Origin of the sequence: Natranaerobius thermophilus JW/NM-WN-LF (assembly GCF_000020005.1) — a bacterium.
GTDB classification, from domain to species: domain Bacteria; phylum Bacillota; class Natranaerobiia; order Natranaerobiales; family Natranaerobiaceae; genus Natranaerobius; species Natranaerobius thermophilus.
The window spans coordinates 2868394-2888975 of the sequence record NC_010718.1 but is presented as its reverse complement, the minus strand read 5'-3'; the positions used below and the strand labels follow the sequence as shown (position 1 = coordinate 2888975).

The following is a 20582-nucleotide window of genomic DNA, read 5'->3' as shown; positions in this document are numbered from 1 at the left end:
GTTTAATACGGCCAACTATTAAAAATCGAAAGGAGGAAGAAAAAATGAAGAACAATTCACTGAATCAAGTAGAACCAAAAGGAAAAGCACTAATACCTTTATTTGTGTTTTTATTTCTCTATTTAGGTGTTGGTCTGTGGCTGACTTACTTAGGCGTAGAAATGGCATTTTACGAATTTCCTGCGCCCATTGCTGCTCTAATAGGAGTGGTAGTAGCTGTTATAATGGCAAAAGGAACTATCGAGGAAAGATTGCAAACTTTTATCAAGGGAGCCGGTGAAGAAGGAATAATAGTAATGTGTATGATCTATCTACTAGCCGGTGCTTTTTCTGCTGTGGTTGAAGGTATGGGAGGTGTAGAATCTACAGTCAATCTTGGGCTCACTCTGGTTCCACCCAGATTAATCTTACCTGGACTTTTTATCATTAGTGCTTTTATATCACTGGCAATGGGTACTTCCATGGGTACTATTGGAGCTGTGGCTCCTATTGCCATTGGTCTTTCAGAAGAAGTAGGATTTTCTCTACCTCTAATTATGGGAATTGTAATTGGAGGCGCCATGTTTGGAGATAATTTGTCCATTATTTCTGATACTACTATTGCTGCAACTCAAACTCAAGGAGTTAAAATGAGGGACAAGTTTAAAATGAACTTTATGATTGTGCTTCCTGCAGCCCTAATCACAATAATTATCTTATTATTTGTGGGAGATGGAGGAATCATTGAAGAAGATTATAACTTCCAATTAATTAAAGTGCTGCCTTATATCTTTGTTCTTGTTTTTGCTTTATTAGGTACAAATGTCTTTATAGTTTTATTTACAGGCCTAGTTTTGGCAGGTCTTATAGGAATCGCTTATGGTGATTTCACACCTTTAGAACTTACTCAAGTGTCCTATGAAGGCTTTACAGGAATGAGTGAAGTATTCTTTTTATCCATGTTTGCCGGTGGTCTGGCGGCCATGATACGCAAAGAAGGTGGACTTGCCTATTTAGTTGAGCAAATTTCTCGGCGAATTAAAACCAAAAAAGGTGCAGAGCTGGGTATAGGAGCTTTGGCCAGTGCTGCTGATATATGCACGGCGAATAATACTGTAGCCATTATCGTCAGCGGTCCTTTGGCCCAAAATATAGCTCAGGAAAATGGCGTAGATATGAGAAGGAGTGCCAGTCTTTTAGATATATTCGCAGCCAGTTTCCAGGGGATGCTTCCCTATGGTGCCCAAATTCTATTGGCTGGTTCTTTGGCTGGAATTTCACCACTAAGTATTATTCCAAATCTTCACTATAACTTCTTAATGCTGGCCTGTGTCCTGATAGCAATCTATTTAGGGATACCAAAACTAGCTACTGAAAAAACAACAGACAACTAACATTTAAGTGAAATTGGAATTTAAATTATCAACATTTAACTTTAAGACAACCTTTTAATTAAATTTTTACGAATAACACCTTTTGATAAAAACCATGTTAATAACAGATACAAATAAAAATTTATCAGGAGGTGGTTTAAATGCGAGTAGTAGGACGATTTCCCGACAGACAGCAGGCGAGTTTTGCCATAAAAAGTTTGCGAGAAACGGGTCTTGACCGGAAAGATATGATTGTTAGTCAGGTAAATACTAAAAACTTTAATGAAGAAGAACATGATGTGCCCTATCTTCAATCCGAAAGGGAAGGTTTAGGGGAGATGGAAGACTTTAGTAGTGGTATCGAAGGTTTGAAGGGTCAAGATGGTATTGTAGTCGCAGTAGAAGTTTCCAAAAACGACCGTCATAGAATCAGAGAATTGATGGAACAATCGGGGGCATTGGAGATAGTTGAAGATTAAAGATGATTGTCCCATCAATTCTCAAAGTATTATTCACTAAATTCACTTATCTGCTGTTTATTTAATTTTAACTTTCCATGCCTTGTTTTAAATCATTCATGACATCTTCCGGATCTTCAATTCCTACCGACAGCCTGACTAGGCCGTCGGTGATGCCTGCTTTTTCTCTTTCTTCTGGAGGTACTACATAGTGAGTCATGGAAGCGGGATGCTGAATTAAGGTATCCACATCGCCCAAGCTAACGGCCAGTACACAAAGTTCTACACTGTTCATCAGTTTTTTACCTGCTTCATAGCCACCTTTTAGTTCAAAGGTGATCATGCCACCGAAATCTCCCATTTGTTTTTTAGCAAGGGAGTGTTGAGGATGGCTTTCTAAGCCTGGATAGTAAACTCTTTCTACTTCTGAATGTTCTTCTAAAAACTTGGCTATCTTTTTGGCATTCTCACAAATCTTATCCATTCGAACTGTCAAGGTTTTAATACCCCGTAAGAGTAGAAAGGCATCAAAAGGACCAATAATGCCGCCAAAATCTTTGACTGTAGTCATTCTAAGTTCGTTCATAAGTTCCTGGGAGCCCACAATCACACCACCAATAGTATCTCCGTGACCACCTAGATACTTGGTGGCACTGTGAATTACCACATCTATTCCCATTTCAATAGGTCTTTGTAAATAGGGGGTCATAAAAGTATTATCAGTAATAGTAGTGATATTTTTATCCTTGGCTATATTAACAATTTCGTTTAGGTCAATGATTGAAAGGGTAGGATTTGCAGGGGTTTCTGTATAAATTACTTTGGTACTGTTCCTGATGGCATTTCGGACATTATCGGGATCTGTCATATCGACAAAAGTTACGTCCACATTCCAGTTGGGCAATAATTCGTCAAATAGTGAATGTGTGCAACCGTAAAGTGTGTCAGATGCTACCATATGGTCTCCACTATTTAATAAATTCATCACAACAGCGGAAACAGCCGCCATTCCAGACCCAACAGCAATAGCGTCCTCAGCTCCTTCTAAATTGGCCATTTGCTTTTCCAAATCTCTTTGTGTGGGATTACCTAGCCTGGTATAAATATATCCTGCTTCTTCTCCACAAAATCTATTGGCACCTTGTTCCACGTTGTCAAATACGAAGGTTGAGCTTTGGTATATAGGAGTTCTTAGAGCACCGACCTCATTTTTGTGACCTTCATCAGCGTGAACGGCACGAGTCTCAAATTTATGCTTGTACTCTCTAGCCAAATTAACACCTCCTATTTTTCGATAAGTTTTAGAATTTTCTAATTATACCTTAGTTGCAACTGCCGTGCCAGATTAACAATTATTGCGCAAATATTTAAAATATTTAGCCAATGGATTTATAAAAATCCGATAAATTCTTAACTATATTGTCCCCTGATGGCGGGGATTTATTTCCATTTAGTATCTGAACTTGAATTTTGTGATAATATGATATAATCCTAACTGCAATTAGCTTACAGCTAGTTAGTGAATCATTTAAAAAGCCCCTATCGGAAATATAACTTTCCAATAGGGGCTTAATTTCGGAAACCTATCATTCCACTGTAAAAATAAGTTTCCATTTGATTTACGCAAGGATCAACAAAACAGACAGAATTACGACTTTACAGATTTAGAGAAATCAATTATTTTAATAGTGGAGATATGTACTCTAATATAACAGTTTTGTCCTAAAAAATCAACTTTTAAAGCTTGGTGATACAAAATGACTCAAAAATACAAGATTTTTCTTGTCATGGTTGTTTCAATGATATTGGGGTATTTACCCTGGTATAACTTTTCTGCTGTCATGAGTTATATAGTTCAGGATTTTGGGTTAACCTCTGATCAGACGGGTATTATTTTATCTGCATTTCAAGGCGGTTACGTAGTTGTTGTAATATTAACGGGTTGGTTGGCCGATAAAATTGGAGAAAAGAAGGTGGTAGCTTGGGCAACCCTTAGTACTGCAATATTCTCAACTTTATTTGCATTCTTAAGCAAAGGGTTCTGGTCTATATTAATCTTAAGGTTGTTGACAGGTTTGTCAGCAGGGGCTATTTATGTACCCGGAATGGCATTTTTATCCAAATGGTTTCCACCCGGAGAACGTGGAAAGGTTATCGGGGCTTATACCGGTGCTCTCACTTTGGCATACGGGGGTGGATATTTCATTGCTGCTCCTCTAGCAGCAGCTTATTCTTGGGAAATTGGCATCTTAGCAACATCACTTCCAGCTTTTTTAGCTAGCTATTTGGTATTTAGGCTAGTTGAAGAGCCGCAAGAACCGTATCTAGATGACAACAGGGCAAAGGATCAAGGTATTGAATTAACTGATGGCCAAGTAAAAACTGATAGAGACAGGCCAAAACCAGCTCCCGATGGAGGTTACACAGGACCAGTAGTGATTTCATGCGGATATATGGGTCATATGTGGGAATTGTATGCTTTTTGGGGCTGGATAGGCCCCTTCATGAGTGCTTGTGCTTTACAAGCGGGCTATGAAGGTGGTGAAGCACTAACCATTGGAGGGAGATTGGCTGCTCTAATTATAGTCAGTGGTGCTCCCGCCGTTTATTTAATGGGTATAGCAGCAGATAAATGGGGGAGGTCAATTACAATATTTATTTGTTCAATATTAAGTCTTCTGGGACAGTTTCTCTTCGGTTTTCTCTACGGTCACTCTCTTACTCTTGTAACAATAGTAGGATTTTGGATTGGATTCTGGGTAATTGCTGACTCGGGCATCTATAAAGCTGGTCTCACCGAAATGGTTACTTATAAGATTCGCGGGACAGCTTTGGGTATTCAATCAGCAGCGGGTTATTTGATGACGGTAATTTCACCTTACATTTTTGGATTGATTGTCAATTACCGGAATACAGGTGTAGATGATCCCATGTATGCTGAAAACTGGGCTCTTCCCTTTATCGTTTTGGGAAGTGGAGCTCTTTTAGCACCACTGTCTGCTGTAGTCCTCAGAAGAATCAAACAAGCCAAGTTAATGGCAGAAGGAAAATATTGAAGGAATAATCTCAGGTGAATAAGTTAAGCTAAGTACTAACATCCCAAGCAGGAATAAACTAATAATTAAGTTAATTGATTTAATCGTGAAACCTAGTTTTTAACCGTATAATCTAGTTCAATAAATCTAAAATGAGGTGAAATTATATGGAAAGAGGAAAATGTCCCAGACTTAAAAAACTAGCACACCTGAGATTTAGCCATTCCCATTCATCTACTTATGGTCCTACTCAAAGGGAGAATTTCTGCAAAGAGAAAAATTGTGTGCATAACAATGGGAGAGGGGGATGTCAGTTAATTAATAAATAATAGTCGAAACATTAATTATTTATATTTGGGGGAAGGTATTTATGCAAAATTATGTTATATCACTAGATCAAGGAACTACCAGTTCTAGAGCCATTCTCTACGACCAGCAGGGTAATATAGTTAAATCGGCTCAAAAAGAAATTACCCAGCACTATCCACAATCGAGCTGGGTAGAGCATGACGCTAGCGAAATATGGGGGACACAAAGTGGAGTACTGAGAGAGGTCCTAGAGACAGCCGGGATAAGACCGAATCAAATTGCAGCAATTGGTATTGCCAATCAACGTGAAACTACAGTCATTTGGGATAAAGAATCTGGGAAACCAATTCATAATGCCATTGTTTGGCAGGATAGAAGGACGGCACCTATTTGTGAAGAACTTGAGAAACAGGGGTTGAAAGAATACATAAGACAGAACACTGGTTTGGTTATTGATGCTTATTTTTCAGCGACAAAAGTTAAGTGGCTTCTGGATAATGTTAATGGGGCGCGAGAGAAAGCCAAGAATGGGCAATTGCTGTTTGGTACTGTGGATAGCTGGTTGATTTGGAATTTAACCCGGGGTCATGTTCATGTCACTGATTATACTAATGCTTCCAGAACCATGATGTTTAATATTCATGAACTGGATTGGGATGACAAAATTCTTGATGTTTTAGACATACCTAGAGAAATGCTGCCAGAAATTAAGGAATCAAGTGAAATTTATGGTTATACCGATGAACATACCCTGGGTGGTGCTCAAATTCCGATATCCGGGATAGCTGGTGATCAGCAATCTGCTTTATTTGGACAAGGCTGTTTTGAAAGAGGTATGATGAAAAATACTTACGGTACTGGATGTTTTTTGCTTATGAACACAGGCAAAGACCCTGTTATTTCGAAAAATGGACTTTTGACTACTATAGCATGGGCCATAGATGGTGAAATCTATTATGCTCTGGAAGGCAGTATTTTTATTGCCGGTGCGGCCGTTCAGTGGTTGAGAGACAATTTAAAATTGATAGATACTGCTCATGATTCGGAATACTTTGCAGGGAAAAGTGACGAGAGTAATGGTGTTTATGTGGTACCGGCTTTTCAGGGTCTTGGTGCTCCTTACTGGGATATGTATGCTAGAGGCGCTATTATGGGATTAACTCGCAAAGTTGGTAAAGCCGAAATTGTTCGGGCTACCCTGGAATCTCTAGCATATCAAACCCGGGATGTGGTAGATGCTATGAAAAAAGATTCCCAACTCCAATTACAGACTTTACGGGTTGATGGAGGAGCATGCCAAAATAACCTTTTGATGCAATTTCAATCCGATATAATTGGGACTACTGTGGAACGCCCTTCAGATATAGAAACCACTGCTCGTGGTGCTGCTTTTTTGGCAGGTTTAGCTGTAGGTTTCTGGGATAAGTTTGATCTCCAAAAAGTTCAGCAAATAGATAACAAATTTACACCTGAAATGGACTCCCAAGAAAGAGAAAATAGGTATGCGGGCTGGCAAAAAGCTGTTGAGAGGACCATGGGCTGGGCTCGTGATAGTTAATTTAATGCCTTAATGTATGGATCAACGATCATGTACTGTCAAGCTCCGTATTATTTATGCCTAAAACTACCATTATTTATGTTTGAGATTACATAAAAAATAAATTAATGTTCAAACTAAGACAGATTCACCTACATAAATTCGCATATCTTGACTCGCATATCTTGGTTTTATCAAATCAAGGGTTGGGGGTACAAAATGAAGTTATTTAAAAAGGATATTATTATTTTAGGAGTTATAGCAGGTCTGATAGGTAATTCAGCTAAGCTAATTTTGGCTTTTATCTTAAATAATTTGGGATTAATGACAAAAACGTATTTAGATATAGCCGGAAATTATTTTCAACATGACTCTCTAGACAATATCTATGGAATAATTAACAGTCTTTTGGCTGACTTTTTTTATGGCGGGTTTTTAGGTGTAGTCCTATATATTTTGATAAGAAATACCGATATGAACTATATTAAATTAAAAGGTTTGCTTTTTGGCGGCTTATTACACGTGGTTCATAATGGTATATTTGTATTTGGTGAGTTTAATCCTACTACCCTGGATGATTTGAATCAATTTATGCTGTTATTTCCAACTTTATTATACGGTCTGGTCACTGCTTGGACCCTTGAAATATTAGTGAAATAACATCCTAAAATAATTATATCTGTCATAATACCCCCCTTTCTCCTAAATTCCCCGGGTTATTTACCCGGGGCTTTTTTTGTATTTTTTTATCAATTTCAAGTTTTAGTTCATTAGTTCATTGATTCATATTTCTAAAAAGCTTTTAATAGATATTTAACGTACAATAACATAATCTTATGTCATCTTTTTATAAGGGGGTTATGTCTTTTGATGTCAAATAACATACTCAATTGTGAAATTGATTTAGGATACTGGTTTTCAAATTTGAGAACCAGAAAGATTTTGGGAGAAAAAAATATCAGATTGCGGTCTAAAGTGGAGTTTACAACTGATGCTTTGATTTCGGGAGCAGGAACATATCACTTCAGACACGACGACCTCAAAGGTGTTGTCGGTGAAGGGGCGAGTCAGCATAGTTTAGAACTGGATAAAACTCGGGATAAAGCTTATAAAGTCTTAGCTTATAGCTTAATAGCCTTGGCAATAGAAAAAAATAAAGACCAAATGGAAAGGGATAAAGAATTTCCTATAATCAATCTGGTCACCAATTATCCTTTGAATATTTATAACGGTCAGACAAAGGAACAATTTGAAGAATTCTTAAAAACCAGTGATTTTATTCATGTATTTGTAAATCGAGAGCACAAATTATTCTGGCTCAAAAATTGTACAGTATTTCCCCAAACAGTTCCTGTTTCCTATGCCAATCCGTCAGCTTTTAAAAATCAGATTAAGGGTATAGTTGATATTGGTGGAATGACTACTCAAGGCGTGATCTTGGATTCCTTTAATATAATTCCCAGTAGTCGTTTTACCGAAAATTTAGGCTGTTTAAATTTGTACAACAAAGTTCGAAAAGCCCTTAACTCATACTTTACTGTCAATATCCAGGACTACGAAATGCCGACAATTATTAAAAACGGTCTCCGGGTTAATACTAAAAAATCTCTTGAAATTATCGACGAAATTATTCGGGACCATATTAAAGAAATTCAAAACGCCATGACGGTTAATAATTGGAATGAGGAGAATATTCCTATTATGTTTACAGGGGGAGGAAGTTTGCTGTTAAGGGAGTATTTGGAGGAAATGTTTCCCCATGTTGAATTTTCTCAAGACCCACTTTGGGATAATGCTAAGGGCCTAAGAAAAGTGGGGGAGATATTTTATGGTAGACAAAATTAAAGGTGTTAGAAAAACTATCTATATTAAGAGCGAACAAGCTCTCAATCACTTGGAAAAACAAGCAAACCAATCTGCCTATATTACAAATTTGATTTTAAAAGATATGGAGTCGGCTGATTCAATTACCAGGGAAGAAATAATCCAATTAATCAAAGAATATAGTAAAACTAGTTGGCCATCCGGTGATTTTAATTTGTCGGGAGAGGCAGAGGCACATAGAGAAGAATTGGACAGGGACCTAGAACAATCAATTAAAGGGACTATTCAGGAATTTACTAATTCTTCTTAAGGACTAATTTTCTTAGGTTTAGTATTTAGACCCTGTTATGACCAAAGTTTAAATGTACTAAATTTAAGCATTTTTAATGAAATTGATGTCTCACAGTTTCTTCTTGTAAATAAAAAACCCCGGCCGGTTTTAGAGCTAGTTACTATTCGTAACTTTTCACTAGCTCCTCCTAGCCGGGGTTAATTTAATTGTAAATAACTGCTAATACCTTTTAGGATGCTTCTTTTTCATGTAACTGCTCCATAGAAAATCCTGTAAATCCATAGATCAAGGATATCACCATAGCAATTAAAATGAAAAAAGCAAAAGGAAGATAAGCAAAGGGATAAACGCCTAAAGTACCATAAACAAAAGCTCCGCAAGGGTTCCAAGGGATTAAGGAAGAAGGCAGTGTCCCCCATGCTTCAGAAATTCGAGAAATGTTCTTAGCATGTAAGCCGGATTCTTCGAAAGCATGTTTATAAGATCTACAAGTCAATACATGAGTTAGGTAATGAGAGTTAACTGTCAGAATTAAAAATAGAGTGGTTAAATGTGCTGCAAAAGCAAGTTTCTTTTGAGTTGTCGCTACAGCTAAAACTTTTTCCAGCATTACTTCCATCATTTTGGTATGTTCTACAATTCCACCGAAGGCTAATGCCACTAGAATCAATGAAATAGTCCACATCATGCTTTGCAACCCACCGGCTGTAAATAATTCATCTATGGTTTCTATTCCACTATCCATGACATAACCATAATTCATAGAGCCAAATATGTCTGCCAAACCAGCTCCTTGAAAGACTACAGCCCAAATGAAACCAAGGATGCAACCACCAGTCAAAGCAGGGATAGGTGGTACTCTAAACAAGATCATGATAAGTACTGCAATTATCGGTAAAAACATCAGTGGACCTACATTGAAATGCTCGGCAATTGTACCCGTGAGCTCTCCTATCTCACCATAGTCCAGTTCTTCTCCTGCAAACTGAAATCCTAGGATGCCAAAAATAACTGCTGATATTACAAAAGCTGGACCCGACACGTACAACATGTGTTTAATATGGTCATAAATATTAACTCCAGCAGTACCAGATGCAACAACGGTTGTATCAGATAAAGGAGATAACTTGTCCCCAAAGTAAGCACCGGAAACAATAGCACCTACAGTCATGGCAGGGGGCATTCCAAGTCCCTGGCCAATCCCAGCTAAAGCTAGTCCAATTGTAGCAATTGATGACCAGGAACTACCGGTGAAAACAGAAACTACTGCTGTTATAACTAGGGTCGCCACTAAGAAAATTTGTGGAGATAATAACTGAAGTCCGTAATAAACAATAGTGGGTACTATTCCACCTTCAATCCAGCTTCCAATTAAAATCCCTACAATTGCTAAGATTATTACCGCACCTAAAGCAAAGTTAATACCTTTTAGTATACCTTCTTCTACTGTTTCCCAATTATGTCCCATCCAAGCAACGGCTACTACAGCTGCAATGACAGTAGACAGAAACAATGGAATGTGAATATCTACTCCTAAAACAATGGCACTAAAAGCTATTAACACTACCAAAGCTATCATTGGAGTGAAGGCCTGAGCAGTAGTAGGCCTAATTGTTTCCTGATGCTCATTATAATTATTTTGCTGATCAGACAAGATTAACCCTCCTAAATAATAATATTAATGTTAGGTTTTCAATTTTTAATTAAATTTTAAAAAAATGTAATAATGAAAATGCATCAGAAGTCAATTGTTTTGGTCATTTATATTTTTTTAATATATAGAGATTCCCCCTTTTTTTGATATTTTAAATATTTTCAAAATTAAAGTTGCAAAAATTATGCCACCCTTAGCTATTAGTAAAGAGTAGATCAGCATTGTAAACTGCTTATATTTATCAAAATCGGAATGGAAGGACTTTTCGAATTTTACTGAAAATTAAACCACTCTAGTAATGTTTGGTTTGTATATTACAGTAAAGTTTTAACAAGTAAAAAAATATGTCAATGTGGTGCAAAAATAATAGCATCTTCTTATTTTTTAAAAATTTTATAATAATTTTTAAAAAATGAAGGATTTTCTTTTAATGTGACGAATATTGTCAGAAAGTTCGTATATAAAACATATGTTCACATATAAAACAAAAATATTGGTTTTTATTAGTTTCGATAAGGAGGTGCCCTCCCAAAAATGACTCAACAAGAAAAGTTATCAAGTAACCGTAAAGCTATCAAGGTTTTAAAGGCTTTAGCTCAAGAACCTTATGAGTTTTCTGCTAAGGAAATAAGTGAACAGTTAAATATAAATAGAACTTCAGTACATCGAATTTTAAATGATTATATGCAAGAGAAACTAGTCACCCAGAATAGGTATACTAAAAAGTACAAGTTAGGGCCAGAAACTTTTAAAATTGGTGCCGCGTATTTAAATGTTAAAAATATTAATAATGATATTGTTGGAATAGTTAATGAGATTGCTACTAAGACAAAAGAATCAGTGGGTTTATATGTCAAAGATGAAGATGTGATCATTTCACTTTATGAATCAGAAAGCTTTCAGTTACAGAAAATGGGATACAAGGCAGGCAGCACTTACCCTATCAATGCAGGTTCTGTAGGTAAATGCATTACAGCCTTTTTAGATGAAGAAAGAATCGAGGAATTATTAGAAAATACTAAGTTAGAGCAATATACCTCTCATACTATAACTGATAAAGAGGAATTAAGGAAAGAATTCAAACAGATACGAGCGCAAGGTTATGCAATCAGTGATGAAGATAAAGTACTTGGAAGATACGGAATTGCTGCACCAGTTTGGAACAGTCAAGGACATGTTGTTGCTAGCGTGGCAGTTGCATGTCAAAAAACTGGCCTGACCACTAACAAGATAGAAACAATCAAAAATAATATCTTGAAAGGAGCTGAAGAAATTTCTGATTTAATGCCATAAGGAGGTGATATCTGCGGGGAAATCTATGAATTTAGCAGTTAAAATACTAAATTACAAGGAGGCATTGTATGTCTGACAAATTAAAGGACAAGCTTTATCAAAGAATCGATGACAATTTTTCTGAATTACAGGAAATGAGTAAATGGTTATATGACAATCCGGAATTACCAATGCAAGAGTATAAGTCAGTTGAAAGATTAATTGAATACTTAGAAAAATATGGATTCGAAGTTGAAACTAAAATTGCTAATTTAGATACATCCTTTATCGCTAGGTATAAAATAGGTGAAGGTGGACCTAAAATAGGATTTTTAGCTGAATACGATGCTTTGCCGGAGGTGGGCCATGGTTGTGGTCACAATCTTATTGCGGCCTCTTGTGTAGGATCAGCCGTAAACTTAGCAAAAACATTGGAACCTGATACTCCTGCGGAAATAATTGTGTTTGGAACTCCTGATGAAGAATATGATGGTGGAAAAATATTCATGGCTGAAGAAGGGGCTTTTCAAGGAATAGATGCTGCACTACAGATTCACCCTTCACCTGTTAGAAATGATGTAGGTGGTTCTTCAACTCCTCATCAAACTATGGTTATCGATTTTCACGGAAAATCTGCACATACTGCCTTCAACCCTACAGAAGGGATCAATGCCCTTAATGCTGTTCATATAACCTTTGCTGGTTTACATGCCATGCATCAATACTTAAAGCGAGGCACACGCATACCTGCGACCATCACAAACGGTGGGGGAGCTCCTAATACTGTCCCAGATTTTGCTCAGATGAGAGTTCATGTAACTACTATAGAATCCGACTATCTAGAAGAAGTAGTCCAAAAAATTGAAAACTGTGCTCAAGCAGGTGCTTTAGCAACTGGTGCGAGAGCTGAAATAAATAAAGGCCCAGCTTATAAAAAGCTGTTCTCTAATGGAGTTTTGACCAAACAAATGGAAAAGAACCTAAAAGAAATGGGCTATGATCTGGCTGAACCACCGGAAGCACCCTATGCAACAGACGTGGGGAACGTAAGTTGGGAATGCCCTACTACCATGGGTCATCTTTCTTTACAAATCCCTGATGTTGCTATGCATACTAAAAAAATGGCTTCAACTACTGTCAGTGAACAAGGAGAAAAAACTTTAAGGGATTCCGTGAAAGCTATGGCTAGTACAGCCCTCGATATGATAACTGATAATGAGTTACTTGAACAGGCCAAGCAAGAGTTTAATGAAACCATGAATAAATAAGTCTGACCAAGTGTTAGAAAGTATTAGGAACCATCAAAAGTATTTGTATAGTAAAATTGTTTGAAAATTAAATTAAAATGAAAAGGGGAGAGACCATTGAAAAAAATACCGCACGTATACGTGCTGATATTCTGTATTATTATATTTTCTGCCATTGCTACTTATATAGTACCGGCAGGAAATTTTGAGAGAGAAGTTGTAGACGGTACAGAAATGGTTGTTCCTGGTTCTTATGAAACAGTTGAATCCACCCCTGTAGGTTTATTTGGAATTTTGAAGGCGATTCCTAATGGTATGATAGAAATGGGGTTAATCATATTTTTTATCTTCATTGTTGGTGGTGCCTTTAGTATTCTCAAAGGAACGGGTGCTATTGATGCAGCCATCGGTACTGTTGCAAAAAAAGTCCAGGGTAAAGAGGGTCTTTTAATACCTGTTTTAATGACTGTATTTGCTTTGCTAGCTGCTAGTATGGGATTATTAGAAGAGTTTTTACCTTTCATTGTACCAATAGTTATGCTCTGTTTGGCCTTGGGATTTGATTCCATAACAGGTGTTGCTATTGTTATGGTGGGAGCTGGAAGCGGTTTCGCAGCTGCCTTTGCCAACCCTTTTACTCTTGGGGTGGCCCAGGGAATTGCAGATGTACCCATGTTTTCAGGGATGGCATTTAGAATCCCATTATTTATTTTAGTACTTACAGTATCTATATTATATGTGTATAGATATGCAAGTAAAATCAAAGAAAACCCTGAGTTAAGCCCTGTTTATGAAATCGATCAGAAAAGGGGCGAAGATGAACGAATTAGCCTTGATGATTTAGAAAGTCTAACACTAAATCATAAACTTGTGTTAGCAACAATGTTATTAGGGTTTATGATTCTGCTATACGGAGTAATACAGCAAGGTTGGTATATTGTTGAAATAGCCGCTTTATTTTTAGGAATGGGTATTGTTGGCGGTCTGATCGGCAAGATCAAACCTGATGATATTGCAGAATATTTTATAGATGGTGCTAAAGCTATGGTAATGGGTGCTTTGGTAGTTGGTCTTGCTCGAGGTATTTTGGAAGTACTAACAGCTGGACAAATTATCGATACCATTTTATTTGCTCTTTCAAATGCTGTTGAAGGCCTCCCGGGAGTCTTTGCTGCCATGGGAATGTTTGTATTCCAAACATTTCTAAATATTTTAGTACCTTCAGGTGGTGGACAGGCTGCGCTAACCATGCCTATTATGGCTCCATTATCTGATCTGATAGATGTATCAAGACAAACTGCTGTTTTAGCTTATCAATTGGGTGATGGTTTTACCAATATGATTACACCTACTCTGGGACCACTTCTCGCCGCCTTGGCACTGGCCGGAGTTAGTTGGGAAAAATACGCCAAATGGATTTTACCCCTGATTGGCATTCTAAGTGTTATTGGATTGGGAGCAGTGACACTAGCTCATATGATCCAATTAGGACCTATTTAATAGTAATTAGTTATCCTAAATAGATATAAAGAAATTTAAACATATAAGCTCATAAGCTATAAATAGATATCAAATAACTTTATAGTAAAAAATTGTGTGAAAACACTTTTGAGAACTAAAATCCAAAAATCAATGAAAATTCATTTCATTGGTTTTTGGATTTTTCTTTTTTGTTAGGTTCTTTTATACTCCGCTGTTGATAGATTAACTCTTCGATTGAACGAATTTTGTGTAAGGTTGATATTACATTTTAACGATCAAACAGTAGAATTAAAGTCAAATTACATATTATTTGCTGATCATGCTCTAGGATGAGCAACCATTAACATAAGATACATTAAAATAAAGTATTAAAGAGTAAAAAAATATGTCAGTTTGGTGCAAATTTAATAGCAATAAACTTTTTATTTATTAGATGGTCATAATCTTAGATTTTATCAGTTTTTAGTTATTTTAATTCCAGGATATTGTGAATTAAATAACAAGATCCTGAAATTTTTTTTATTTTGTCGAAAAACACCCTTGTACAATTCAGTAAGTGATGATATAATCCTATTGAAAATGTGAAAAATATAACTATTTTCGTAATAAAAACAAATATCAATAAAACTTATTTAGAGGTTAAAACTATGTCTCAAAATTTTGCACGAAGGGCGTAATACACTGTTTTTGCAGCGCCTGAAAGGTAATTGCTATAACATATAATTTAGGAGGGGGTTCCTTAATGAATAGCGAAGATGTGAAAGAAATAACAAGAGTAGAGTGCGATTCTTTAGGGTCAAAAGAAATACCTAAAGATGCCTACTATGGGATTCAGTCAAAAAGAGCCCAAGAAAATTTTCCGTTATCTGGATATAGAGTACATCCAGAACTGATTAAAGCAATGGGTAAAGTGAAGTATGCATCTGTTGTAGCCAATATGAAAACAGGAAAAATGCCCAACAAATCAGGAGAGGCTATTAAACAGGCTTGTGAAGAAATGAGTTCAGGTAAATTTTTCGATGCTATTGTGGTTGAGGCAATTCAAGGTGGTGCTGGCACATCAATAAATATGAACGTAAACGAAATTCTCGCTAATCGCGCTATTGAAATATTAGGCCATGAAAAGGGTGATTACGACGTAGTTTCACCTAACACTCATGTAAATATGTCCCAATCCACCAATGATGTAGTACCTACATCATTTAAATTGGCTGTTATTACTATGCGTGAAGATCTTATCAGTAAGCTAGAAAATTTATATCAAACATTGTCCAAGAAAGAACAAGAATTTGATAAAGTTATCAAGACGGGTAGAACCCATCTTCAGGATGCAGTTCCCATCCGACTTGGACAAGAGTTCGGAGCTTATGCCAGGTTTGTAAAACGCGATATTGAACGGATTTCTAATTCAATAGAAGCTCTCAAAACAGTAAATTTAGGTGCTACAGCTGTTGGTACTGGTTTAAATGCCGACTCTAAATACATTAATACTGCTATAGAAGAATTAAGGGAAATCACTGGTATAGATCTAGAAATCAGTGATCATCTAGTTGATGCAACACAAAATACAGATGCCTATGTTCATGTATCCGGTGCTTTAAAAACAGCAGCTCTTAACATGTCCAAAATGGCCAATGATTTGCGCTTGATGTCTTCAGGTCCGAGATGTGGCTTTAAGGAGATTAAGCTGCCAGCTGTTCAGCCAGGTTCTTCAATTATGCCTGGTAAGGTGAATCCCGTAATTCCAGAAGTTATCAATCAAATCTGCTTCCAGGTAGCAGGAAATGACCATACTATTTCAATGGCTTCAGAAGCAGGTCAATTGGAACTTAATGTGATGGGCCCGGTTTTATTTAGGAATATGTTTGAATCCATGGAGATAATAGCCAATGGAGCTCATATACTGTCTGAAAAATGTATTAAAGGCATTGAGCCCAATCATGATAGATGTAATGAGTTAGTTGAAAATAGTATTGGAATTATTACAGCCTTAAATCCTCATATAGGATATGAAACGGCTTCCGAAATTGCCAAGGAAGTTTTAGAAACCGGTCGTAGTGTACGAGATGTCATTCTAGAACGAGAAATCCTAACAGAGGAAGAAATTGAAGACATTCTAGATCCCAAGGAAATGACTGAACCAGGTATTGCTGGAAAAAAGAAAAATGACGTTACTGCTTAAAACTTAAGAGGACAAGCCATGTTATAAACTGAGGCGCTGTTATATTTAGCTGTTGATACTGTGAAGTTGAAATTTTACAGTTATCAACATTCAGCTTTAATACAGCTTAAATTAAAGGAGGTAAATAAGGTGGCACAAAGTAAAACAAACAATAATCTTCAAGAGTATAGTCAGGATCAAGAATTTGTAGATATTTACATTATGGGTAAAAAGTACACTGTACCAAGTTCATTAACCATTATGAAAGCATTCGAATATGCAGGTTATACCTTGTTAAGAGGTTGTGGTTGTAGGGCAGGCTTTTGCGGTGCTTGCTCAACTGTATATCGATTGGGAGGAGATCATGAATTAAAAGTAGGTTTGGCATGTCAAACCAAAGTTGAAGATGACATGTATCTGACTCAAATTCCTTTTTATCCTTATCATAAGGTAACTTACGATTTAGATACTTTACAAGCTGATGGAAATCAGATTGTGGAAATATACCCTGAAATCGTGAAATGTTTAGGTTGTAATTCCTGTTCCAATGTTTGTCCACAGGATATAAAAGTTATGAAGTACGTGTCTCATGCCATTAGAGGTGAGATATCGAAAGCTGCTGATGAATCCTTTGATTGCTTAATGTGTGGGTTGTGTGCTTCTAAATGTCCTGCCAACATTGTTCAATATAAAGTGGGATTACTGTCCAGGAGGTTATACGGTAAGTACTTGGCTCCCAAGGCCCAGCACGTTAAAGAAAGGATTTCTGAGATAGAATCAGGTAAATTCGATCAGGAGTTAAACGAGCTTGCCAATGCTAGCAAAGAAGAGCTGGCAGAACGATACAACAATCGAGAAATAGAAAAATAAGGAGGGCAGTTTAAAATGAGTTATACACCTGAAATGAGAGAATTGATAAAAAAAGTTGAAGAGACTAGAGATCAGAGGATAGGAAATTACTTCCCCAGGATGACCCCGGAGGAGCGGGAAGAGGTTTTGAATAATAATCATCCCGACTATAAGCAGGACCAATTTAGAGATGCTAAAATTGGCCCAAATAAAGGTGATAAATTTCCTCACGAGCTGTGTGACCTGATTGAGGCCTATCCTTCTATAGATTGGAATCAGTTTACAACTGATCAAATAGATTATGATGTTGATGTTTTAGTTATCGGAGGTGGAGGAGCAGGCGCATCAGCTTCTCTACTAGCTCATGAAGCCGGAGCTGACGTACTCATGGCAACTAAACTTCGTTTTGGTGATGCCAATACGGTGATGGCTCAAGGAGGCATTCAAGCTGCAGATAAATCAAATGATTCTCCATCAACTCATTACTTAGATGTAATAGGTGGAGGACATTATTACAATGTTCCAGAACTGGTTAGAGCTCTAGTCTCTGATGCTCCGGATGTAATTAGCTGGCTCGAGGACTTGGGCGTTATGTTTGATAAAGATGATGAAGGTACAATGCAAACCAAACACGGTGGCGGTACATCCAGAAAACGAATGCATTCGGCTAGAGACTACACCGGGGCTGAAATTATGAGGGTACTAAGAGACGAAGTACATTGCCGCGATATTAATGTAGTGGAATTCAGCCCAGCTGTTGAATTATTGCTTGACAAACAGGGGAGAGCATCAGGAGCCATACTTTACAACATGGAAACAAAAGAGTATCAAGTCGTTAAAGCAAAAACAGTTATCATCACTACAGGCGGACTTGGGCGACTTCATACTCAAAACTTCCCAACATCAAACCATTACGGTGCAACTGCCGATGGATTGATTATGGCTTATAGAGCGGGTGCTGATCTGGCATTTATGGATACCGTTCAGTATCACCCCACAGGTGCTTCATATCCGGAACAAATTGAAGGTTTCCTAATCACGGAGAAAGTACGAGGTTTAGGCGCAACTCCCCTAAATATAGACGGTGAGCAGTTCGTATATCACCTTGAAACTCGAGACGTAGAAGCTTCAGCTATAATTCGAGAGTGCGCCAAAGGGAAAGGAATTACCACACCTTCTGGAATGCAGGGTGTTTGGCTAGACTCACCTATGATTGAACAAATTCACGGTGAAGGAACTATTGAAAAAGAACTACCAGCAATGGTTAGGCAGTTTGCTCGCTTTGGAGTGGATATTACAAAAGAACCTATTTTAGTATATCCAACCCTTCACTATCAAAATGGCGGAATTCTAATCAATGACCGCGGTGAAAGTTCCGTGGAAAACTTGTATGTGGCCGGTGAAGCTTCCGGTGGAGTACACGGTAGAAATAGATTAATGGGTAACTCCCTATTGGATATCTTGGTCTTGGGAAGAAGAGCTGGTAAGAACGCAGCATCCAGGGCAAAAGAAATTGACAATACAAACGCCGAATTAAACCTAGAACATGTCAAAAACTACGTGAACGAACTTGAAAATGAGGGAATTGAACAGCTAAGAACATCGCCCATTTTGATCCCGGATTACACTCAAAAGAGCACTGATCAACAGTAACATCAACAGTAACATTGACATTAACATTAATATTAATAGTAACGGTACAGTAACGGAATAGCTTTTGCGTAGCAAAAGCTAATAATAAGGAAAATCCTTTGGATATCTAAACTATGAAAACAGGGAGTTGGTAATATGTTAGGATACTATCCGGGTTGTACTGTCAGAGCTCAACAGGATGACGGTTTTGAACGAGAGTCCTTGGCTATTCTAACAGCATTAGGGGTAAAAGTGGAGGAATTAGCCGAATGGGAATGTTGTGGAGCAATTTATCCCTTAACAAGTGACGAATACATGCCATTACTGTCTTCAGTGAGAGCTCTGAAAAGAACACAGGAAGAAGACAGAGAAGGGCTGTTAACTCTTTGCAGTGCCTGTTACCACGTATTAAAACGTGTTAATAATAGAATGAATCAAGATCAGGAAGCCAAAAAACGAGTCGAAAATTATTTGGAAGATGAATACGACGGTTCAACAAAAGTGTATCACTTGATAGAAGTTCTAAGAGATTACGCCGGTTATGATGCCTTGAAAAAACAGGTGGAAAAACCCCTGGAAGGGGAAAAGATAGCTTGTTATTACGGGTGCCTGCTGTTGCGCCCAGAATCTGAGCTGGGGCTTTTAGATGCAGAAAACCCCCGGCTCATGGATGAAATTCTTGAATCCCTTGGTGCACAGGCCATTAAATATCCTTATCGCACAGATTGTTGTGGTTCCTATCATGTAGCCCAACAGGAAAATGTCAGTAACAGCGCTAGTCTCAAAATTATCCAATCGGCCAAGGAAGCTGGGGCGACAGAAATGGTAACAGCCTGTCCTCTATGTAAACACAACTTGGAATACTGTCAAAAAGACTTGGATGAAGAAGACAAGCTTCCGGTTAGTTATATAACAGCCCCAATATTGCGCGCTTTTGGCGGTTTAGAATATATTGAAAATCAAAAAATTAACTTGGCAGCCAATTAATAAAGCTAATTACTAAATTTGAACGGCCACTTCTAGATGTCTGGATATCTGGATAACTGGATAATGATTTGATAATGAAGGGAGGCTTACAAGGGTGCGATTTCCCACAAAGACAGCAAACAACCGTGAACATGAAGAGTTAATGGACATTACTCAAAAAAATGTTAAAGATTGTTATCAGTGCATGAAATGTAGTGCGGGTTGCCCGTTAACCGAATATATGGATTATTATCCACATCAAATAATGTTGCGTGCCAAAATGGGTTTGTATGATCAAGTTTTTAACAGTAAGACTTTATGGGTCTGTGCTTCATGTATGGCTTGTTCAAGCCGGTGTCCTCGGGATTTAGAACCTGCTAAAATCATGGAAGGGTTCCGAGCCATGTTGCTGCGCGAGCGTGATCAGGGCAAAGTAGAAATTTTAGACACTAAAGGAGTTCCAAGACAAGCTTTAATTGCTTCCATGAGGAAATTTAGACGATAAAGACAAG

17 protein-coding genes are annotated in these 20582 nt (G+C 37.5%); 15 read left to right on the top strand and 2 right to left on the bottom strand.

Features of this window, described 5'->3' with window-relative positions; translation table 11 throughout:
• The first annotated feature begins 44 nt into the window (after nt 1-44).
• Nucleotides 45-1373 carry a Na+/H+ antiporter NhaC family protein gene (locus NTHER_RS13525; protein ID WP_012449071.1) on the top strand — a complete coding sequence of 443 codons (1329 nt, stop codon included), beginning with the start codon at nt 45-47 and terminating at the stop codon, nt 1371-1373.
• Nucleotides 1374-1513: 140 nt separating this feature from the next.
• Complete coding sequence (locus tag NTHER_RS13520) at nt 1514-1831, top strand: hypothetical protein (RefSeq protein ID WP_012449070.1); 318 nt, start codon at nt 1514-1516, stop codon at nt 1829-1831.
• Nucleotides 1832-1898: 67 nt separating this feature from the next.
• On the opposite strand, the gene megL is transcribed toward NTHER_RS13520, so the two are convergent.
• Entirely contained in the window at nt 1899-3083 is a 1185-nt protein-coding gene (gene megL, locus NTHER_RS13515; protein ID WP_012449069.1) for a methionine gamma-lyase, read from the bottom strand.
• Nucleotides 3084-3567: 484 nt separating this feature from the next.
• Between megL and NTHER_RS13510 the strand changes: the two genes are divergently transcribed.
• From NTHER_RS13510 to NTHER_RS13490, 5 genes are all read left to right on the top strand, one after another.
• Nucleotides 3568-4866 (top strand): MFS transporter, encoded by a 1299-nt coding sequence (locus NTHER_RS13510; RefSeq protein ID WP_012449068.1) that lies wholly within the window; start codon nt 3568-3570, stop codon nt 4864-4866.
• Between the two features lie 349 nt (nt 4867-5215).
• Nucleotides 5216-6712: a glycerol kinase GlpK gene (gene glpK / locus NTHER_RS13505; protein WP_012449067.1), complete on the top strand. Its 1497-nt coding sequence runs from the start codon at nt 5216-5218 to the stop codon at nt 6710-6712.
• A gap of 198 nt (nt 6713-6910) precedes the next feature.
• Nucleotides 6911-7351 (top strand): hypothetical protein, encoded by a 441-nt coding sequence (locus NTHER_RS13500; protein WP_012449066.1) that lies wholly within the window; start codon nt 6911-6913, stop codon nt 7349-7351.
• A gap of 210 nt (nt 7352-7561) precedes the next feature.
• The gene (locus NTHER_RS13495) at nt 7562-8536 is read left to right on the top strand and encodes a ParM/StbA family protein (RefSeq protein WP_148206872.1); all 975 of its coding nucleotides are present in this window, start codon (nt 7562-7564) and stop codon (nt 8534-8536) included.
• Complete coding sequence (locus NTHER_RS13490; RefSeq protein WP_012449064.1) at nt 8520-8825, top strand: hypothetical protein; 306 nt, start codon at nt 8520-8522, stop codon at nt 8823-8825. The genes NTHER_RS13495 and NTHER_RS13490 overlap by 17 nt, the downstream gene beginning before the upstream one ends.
• A gap of 211 nt (nt 8826-9036) precedes the next feature.
• On the opposite strand, the gene nhaC is transcribed toward NTHER_RS13490, so the two are convergent.
• Nucleotides 9037-10461 (bottom strand): Na+/H+ antiporter NhaC, encoded by a 1425-nt coding sequence (gene nhaC, locus NTHER_RS13485; RefSeq protein ID WP_012449063.1) that lies wholly within the window; start codon nt 10459-10461, stop codon nt 9037-9039.
• Between the two features lie 534 nt (nt 10462-10995).
• On the opposite strand from nhaC, the gene NTHER_RS13480 reads away from it, so the two are divergent.
• The 8 genes from NTHER_RS13480 (at nt 10996) to NTHER_RS13445 (ending at nt 20575) form a co-directional block, all read left to right on the top strand.
• Nucleotides 10996-11754, top strand: coding sequence for an IclR family transcriptional regulator (locus tag NTHER_RS13480; protein WP_012449062.1), 759 nt, complete (start codon nt 10996-10998; stop codon nt 11752-11754).
• A 68-nt stretch (nt 11755-11822) separates the two neighbouring features.
• Nucleotides 11823-13001, top strand: coding sequence for an amidohydrolase (locus tag NTHER_RS13475; protein WP_012449061.1), 1179 nt, complete (start codon nt 11823-11825; stop codon nt 12999-13001).
• A gap of 96 nt (nt 13002-13097) precedes the next feature.
• Nucleotides 13098-14480: a YfcC family protein gene (locus NTHER_RS13470; RefSeq protein ID WP_012449060.1), complete on the top strand. Its 1383-nt coding sequence runs from the start codon at nt 13098-13100 to the stop codon at nt 14478-14480.
• A 724-nt stretch (nt 14481-15204) separates the two neighbouring features.
• Complete coding sequence (locus NTHER_RS13465; protein WP_012449059.1) at nt 15205-16644, top strand: aspartate ammonia-lyase; 1440 nt, start codon at nt 15205-15207, stop codon at nt 16642-16644.
• Nucleotides 16645-16773: 129 nt separating this feature from the next.
• Nucleotides 16774-17493, top strand: a complete 720-nt coding sequence (locus NTHER_RS13460) for a 4Fe-4S dicluster domain-containing protein (RefSeq protein WP_012449058.1) — start codon at nt 16774-16776, stop codon at nt 17491-17493.
• A gap of 15 nt (nt 17494-17508) precedes the next feature.
• Nucleotides 17509-19125, top strand: a complete 1617-nt coding sequence (locus NTHER_RS13455) for an FAD-binding protein (protein WP_012449057.1) — start codon at nt 17509-17511, stop codon at nt 19123-19125.
• A gap of 135 nt (nt 19126-19260) precedes the next feature.
• Nucleotides 19261-20091, top strand: coding sequence for a CoB--CoM heterodisulfide reductase iron-sulfur subunit B family protein (locus NTHER_RS13450; protein ID WP_012449056.1), 831 nt, complete (start codon nt 19261-19263; stop codon nt 20089-20091).
• A 94-nt stretch (nt 20092-20185) separates the two neighbouring features.
• Nucleotides 20186-20575 (top strand): 4Fe-4S dicluster domain-containing protein, encoded by a 390-nt coding sequence (locus NTHER_RS13445; RefSeq protein ID WP_012449055.1) that lies wholly within the window; start codon nt 20186-20188, stop codon nt 20573-20575.
• Nucleotides 20576-20582: the final 7 nt, after the last annotated feature.